Source organism: Roseitalea sp., from assembly GCF_984466335.1.
The window spans coordinates 1-4,828 of the sequence record NZ_CFIFWG010000193.1 but is presented as its reverse complement, the minus strand read 5'-3'; the positions used below and the strand labels follow the sequence as shown (position 1 = coordinate 4,828).

General features: G+C 66.8%; 4 protein-coding genes and 1 pseudogene. 1 reads left to right on the top strand and 4 read right to left on the bottom strand.

The window, feature by feature from the left end:
• From AC5E6L_RS13980 to AC5E6L_RS13965, 4 genes and pseudogenes are all read right to left on the bottom strand, one after another.
• A pseudogene (locus AC5E6L_RS13980) lies at positions 1 to 183 on the bottom strand (hypothetical protein); the annotation flags it as partial.
• A gap of 1 nt (position 184) precedes the next feature.
• The gene (locus AC5E6L_RS13975; RefSeq protein ID WP_491774086.1) at positions 185 to 1,324 is read right to left on the bottom strand and encodes an ABC transporter ATP-binding protein; all 1,140 of its coding nucleotides are present in this window, start codon (positions 1,322 to 1,324) and stop codon (positions 185 to 187) included.
• A 57-nt stretch (positions 1,325 to 1,381) separates the two neighbouring features.
• On the bottom strand, positions 1,382 to 2,479 hold the full coding sequence (locus AC5E6L_RS13970) for a polyamine ABC transporter substrate-binding protein (protein WP_491228619.1): 1,098 nt from the start codon (positions 2,477 to 2,479) through the stop codon (positions 1,382 to 1,384).
• 235 nt (positions 2,480 to 2,714) lie between these two features.
• Positions 2,715 to 4,151 carry a helix-turn-helix domain-containing protein gene (locus tag AC5E6L_RS13965; protein ID WP_491228618.1) on the bottom strand — a complete coding sequence of 479 codons (1,437 nt, stop codon included), beginning with the start codon at positions 4,149 to 4,151 and terminating at the stop codon, positions 2,715 to 2,717.
• 359 nt (positions 4,152 to 4,510) lie between these two features.
• Between AC5E6L_RS13965 and AC5E6L_RS13960 the strand changes: the two genes are divergently transcribed.
• Positions 4,511 to 4,759 carry an SMc00767 family acetate metabolism repressor gene (locus tag AC5E6L_RS13960; RefSeq protein WP_491228617.1) on the top strand — a complete coding sequence of 83 codons (249 nt, stop codon included), beginning with the start codon at positions 4,511 to 4,513 and terminating at the stop codon, positions 4,757 to 4,759.
• Positions 4,760 to 4,828 lie beyond the last annotated feature (69 nt).

Here is a 4,828-nt window from a genome sequence, read left to right as displayed (position 1 = left end):
GAACTGCGGCGCATAGGGCGGAATGGCCAGCGCCGGCTCGGACAAGGAGATGCGAAAGACGATCAGGAAGGGCAGCAGGAACAGCGCCAGCAGCCACACATAGGGCACGAGGATCGCAATGCGGCGGAACAGCGCGGTGCCGCTCCCGCCCGACCCCGGTGCGGCCCGATCCCCCGCCGCCATCTCAGCGCTCCAGCACGATGCCGCAATCGGGCGTGAAGGAGAGCCAGACGCGTTCCTCGTACCCGATGGGATCGTCGACGGCGCGCTCGGCATTGATCACCATCGCCCGGACGATCGCGCCCGAATCGAGGCGCACGTTGAACACGGTCAGGCCGCCCAGATAGGCGATGTCCCAGACCTCGCCGGCGACCAGATTGTCGTCCCGGTCGGGTTTGGCGCGGCCCAAATCGACCTTTTCGGGCCGGATGGCGAAGCAGACCCTGTCACCCGCGAGGGCCCCGGCCGGCGCATGGGCGCGCACGCGCAGGCCGGCATCGGCATCGATCAGCGCCATGCCGCCCTCGGCGGACACGAGCCGTCCCTCGAACAGGTTCACATTGCCGATGAAGTCGGCGACATAGCGGGAACGGGGCGCCTCGTAGATTTCGGCGGGCGTTCCGGTTTGCGCGACCGTGCCCGCGTCCATGACCGCGATGCGGTCGGACATGGTCATCGCCTCTTCCTGATCGTGGGTGACGATCATGAAGGTCAGGCCGAGCTGCTCCTGAAGGTCCATCAGCTCGAACTGGGTCTGCTCGCGCAGCTTCTTGTCGAGCGCGCCCAGCGGTTCGTCGAGCAGCAGAAGCTTCGGCCGCTTGGCCACCGAGCGGGCGAGCGCGACGCGCTGGCGCTGGCCGCCGGAGAGCTGGTGCGGCTTGCGCGAGGCGAACCGCTCCAGCTTGACCAGCTTGAGCATCTGGTCGACACGCTCGGCCACCGCGCCCTTTTCCATGCCCTCCTGCCTGAGGCCGAAGGCGATGTTGCCCGCCACCGTCAGGTGGGGAAACAGCGCATAGGACTGGAACATCATGTTGACCGGGCGCCGGTGCGGCGGCACGCCCCCGAGCGAGCGGCCATCGAGCAGAATGTCGCCCGAGGTCGGCTCCTCGAAGCCCGCGAGCATCCTCAGCAAGGTCGTCTTGCCGCAGCCGGAGGGGCCAAGCAGCGAGAAGAACTCCCGTTCGTAGACGTGAAGGGTCAGATCGTCGACGGCGGTGACATCGCCGAAACGCTTGGTGACGCGCTCGAAGGCGATATAGGGCTTTGCCGCTTCGTCCGCCCAAGGCGCAAAGGCACGTCGCACATTGCCCAGTGATTTCATCTCGCCCCCGCCGGCATGCGAAGGCTCCGCACGGTTCGCCGCGCGCAGCCTTGCCGATCACTGCCCGGTCATCACCCGGGTCCAGGTGCGCGTGAACAGGCGCTCGGTGCGCTGGTCGTTGGGCGTCACCGCATAAAGCCGCGCCTGGGTTTCCTCGTCGGGATAGATCGCCGTGTCCTCGCGCACCGCCTCGTCCAGGAACGGCTTGGAGGCGGCATTGCCGTTGGCGTAGGCCACATAGTTGGACGCCCTGGCGATCACCTCCGGACGCATGATGTAGTCGAGGAAAATGTGCGCCTCCTCGACATTGGGGGCGCTGGCCGGAATGCCCATCACGTCCATCCACAAAAGCGCGCCCTCCCGGGGGATGACATATTCGACCGTCACGCCCCGGCCGGCCTCGGCGGCGCGGTCGCGCGCCTGCAGCATGTCGCCGGACCAGCCCATGGCGATGCAGATGTCGCCATTGGCCAGCGCCGTGATGTTCTCGGACGAATGGAACTTGCGCACATGGGGCCGCACCGACGCCAGAAGCTCGGCGGCCTTGCCGACGCTTTCGGCGTCCTTGGCGTCGGGGTCCATGCCCAGATAGTTGAGCGCGGCCGGAATCATCTCGGTCGGATCGTCCAGATGGTAGATGCCGCAGTCTTCGAGCCGCGCGGCGATCTCGGGATCGAAGATCAGGGACCAGGACGTCAGGTCGGCATCCTCGCCGAGCCGCTCGCGGACCATGTCGGGATTGATGCCGATGCCCGTCGTCCCCCACATATAGACGATCGCATGGGCGTTGCCCGGATCGTAGACCGCCAACCGCTCCATCAGCACGGGGTCCATGTTCTTCAGATTGGGCAGCTTGGACCTGTCGAGCGGCTGATAGACGCCGGCCTTGATCTGATTGGCAAGGAATGTCGCCGTCGGCGCGACGATGTCGTAATCGGTGTCGCCGGCCAGAAGCTGGCTTTGCAGGGTGAAATTGGAATCGAACACCTGGTAGTTGACCGCGATGCCCGTCTCGGCGGTGAATTCGTCGAGGATCTCCTCGTCTATATAGTCGTTCCAATTGTAGACGTTGACCACCCGGTCCTGCGCACCGGCCGCGCCGGTCGTGGCCGCGGCGGCGATCGCCGCAAAGATCGCAAGGGACGAAAAACGCATGTCGGCAACTCTCCAGATTCTCATGGCAAGGCACGCGACCGGCGCTCGCCGGCCGCGTTTGCGCGAAAACCTATTGGTGTTTCCGGCGGCGCACAAGCGGTTTCGCGCGCCCCTCGGGGCGCGTCTCGGAGGGCGGTTCGAGCCCCTCGGAACGAGGCCCGATCTTGAAGACCGCGCCCCCGGCTTGCCGGCTTGCCGGCTTGCCGGGCGGCGGGGCGGCGGGGCGACCTGAATCTCAGACGAAATCGAACGCGCTCAGCCCGGTCGTCATGTCGTCCAATCCCAGCGGCTTTGTGATCGGCGGCGCGGCGCGGGCCAGGCATCCGGCACGTTCGCAGACCCGACACGCCGGCCCGACCGGCACCGATGGAACCCGGTCGTCTGCGCCCGGCGCGCCCCTGAGCGCGGCGCCATAGACGATGTCGTTGCGGTGCGCGATCTCGCAGCCCAGCAGGATCGCGGTGCGGCGCGGCCGTTCCTGAAAGGCGCCCTGCGGCCCTTCCAGCGTGCGCGCGATGACCAGGAACTCGACATCGTCGGGCATCCGGACCGCCTCGACCAGAATGTGGCCGGGCGTGCTGAAGGCGTCGTGGACCGGCAGCTTCGGGCACGAGCCGCCGAACCGCGCCTGCGGATAGCCGCGCGCGCCGGCGCGACGGAAGCGGTTTCCGACCTGGTCGATCTCGGCCATGAAGAAGGGGACGCCGGCCTGGCCGCGCCGCTGCAACATGGTCAGCCGGTTGGCGGCCTGCTCGAACGACACGCCGAAGCGCGACTTGAGCAGGTCGATGTCGTATTTCTCGCGCCTTGCCGCCTTCAGGAAGCGCTCATAGGGCATCATCAGCGCGTGCGCGGCATAGCGCGCCATCTCGAACCGCGCGATGCGCCGCGCCTCGGCCGACGACAGGCTCAGCGCTTCGATCTCGGCGGTGATCGCCACCTGCATGCGGATCAGCGCCGCCTCCATCGCCACTTCGCGTTTTTGATCGAACGGCGACAGCCGCTCGGAGATGAACAGCCGGTTGGAATGGCGGTCGTAGCGGCGTTTCCAGTTGGGCATCGCCTCGACCGGCAGCACCTTGACGGCAATGCCGTGATCGGAGCGCAGCCAGGCTTTCAGCGCGCCGGTCAGATCGTCGCCGGGCGACAAAAGCCTGATGAAGCTCTCGGCCTCCTCTTCGAGCCGGGCGAAATGGTTGGGGCGCTTTTCGAGCGCCTCGCGCACCTCGTCGGCGGGCAGGCGTGTCGAGGCGATGCGCGTCTCGTGGCCCTCGCGGGCAAGCATGTCCGACAGGTCGCTCAGGCGTTCCTGGCCTTCGCGATAGGCGCGATAGAGCTTGACGAGCGCGCTTGCGACATTGGGCGCGCCCTCGGAAATCTCGATCAGTTCCTGGTCGCCCGGCAATTCGCCGGCAAGCAGCGGGTCGGCGAACATCTCCTTGAGTTGCGGCAGCACGGTCTCGCCGCCGCCCTGCAACTCGTTGACGTCGACCTTGTAGACGGCGGCGAGCTTGAGAAGAAGCTGCACCGTCAGCGGCCGCTGGTTGCGCTCGATCAGGTTCAGATAGCTCGGCGAGATGCCCAGATCGGCGGCCATCGCCGTCTGGGTCAGTTGACGCTGCGTGCGCATGCGCCGGATGCGCGCGCCGGCGAAGATCTTCTGGTCGGCCATGGCGGGCTCCCTGAGGCGACCCGAGCTTGCGCCGTTATGACTCCTTTTACAAGTTGACCATTGGCCTCGGTCACAGCGGCGACCAGACCACGTCGCAATCGGCACGGCGCGGCAAAAGACTGTTGCGTTTGGCTTTTTCTCGATCAAGATCGGGACAGAGGCACGCCGTGGTGCTTTGTCAAGGCATGCCACGGGCGGATGAAACGGCGGCTTTGACAGAACTTTGCCGTGCTGGCGAGTCCGGCCAGAGCAGACCGGCGGCCTCCAACCGATGAACCCGACGCCGAAAGGGGGGTCGGTGGACTTTTTCAGCCGGCCCCGCCAATAAAGGCCGAGGCAAACCCGCCACGGAGCAGCAAATGTCCAGCCATGAACGCCCCAAGACCCACGTCAAGGAACGCGCCGAGGAACAGTCCTCGACGATGGGCGCCGACCAGCAGGCCGCGATCCGCATGCTGGCCAACGACCTGCACCGGCTCAACCAGTCGGTGATGAAGGCCGTGGAGGCGGGCGTGTCCGTGGAGCTGGTGCGCTCGGCCCGCCACCATGGCGGCGACGGCAATTGGGGCGACCTTCTGATCCCGGTGATCGTCACCCAGGGCAGATAGGCCGCTGGCCCGGGCCGGACAGGCCGGCCCGGCCGCCGATCAGGATGCCGGTCCGACCGTGCCACCCTC

Excerpts from the sequence above, each read along its gene's own strand:
- AC5E6L_RS13975 (WP_491774086.1), bottom strand. The coding sequence starts at position 1,324 with ATGAAATCACTGGGCAATGTGCGACGTGCCTTTGCGCCTTGGGCGGAC.
- AC5E6L_RS13970 (WP_491228619.1), bottom strand. The coding sequence starts at position 2,479 with ATGCGTTTTTCGTCCCTTGCGATCTTTGCGGCGATCGCCGCCGCGGCC.
- AC5E6L_RS13965 (WP_491228618.1), bottom strand. The coding sequence starts at position 4,151 with ATGGCCGACCAGAAGATCTTCGCCGGCGCGCGCATCCGGCGCATGCGC.
- AC5E6L_RS13960 (WP_491228617.1), top strand. The coding sequence starts at position 4,511 with ATGTCCAGCCATGAACGCCCCAAGACCCACGTCAAGGAACGCGCCGAG.